Below are 365 nucleotides of genomic sequence, written 5' to 3' on the forward strand. Positions count from 1 at the left end.
GACCGCTTTCTTTTTCTCTGAAGAGCTTCGCCCACTTAAACCAAAAGCGATATTATCAAACACATTCAAATGGGGAAAAAGCGCATAATCCTGAAACACAACGCCGATACCCCGCTGCTCAGGCGGCAGGGTAAAATTCAAATCTGAAATCACCTGCCCATTCTGGCTGATACTGCCAGACAGCAAAGGATTAAACCCGGCAATAGCTCGTAATACAGTCGTCTTACCGCACCCACTGGGGCCTAACAGACAAGCGATCTCCCCCGCTTGCAACTGAAAGCTAAGTTGCTCGGTAATCACGGTCTCTCCATAACCGCAGCTAAGAGATTTCAGCTCTAACAGAGGGGGAAGTTCCAACAGGGAGG

Annotated in this window: 1 protein-coding gene; it reads right to left on the reverse strand. The window is 49.0% G+C overall.

What is annotated here, in order from left to right:
• Positions 1–300 (reverse strand): ATP-binding cassette domain-containing protein (locus QWI17_RS06060; RefSeq protein WP_302721623.1); only part of this gene is annotated, 300 nt, incomplete at its 3' end.
• Positions 301–365: the final 65 nt, after the last annotated feature.

The sequence above is a fragment of the Gilvimarinus gilvus genome (assembly GCF_030518155.1).
GTDB classification, from domain to species: Bacteria; Pseudomonadota; Gammaproteobacteria; order Pseudomonadales; family Cellvibrionaceae; genus Gilvimarinus; species Gilvimarinus gilvus.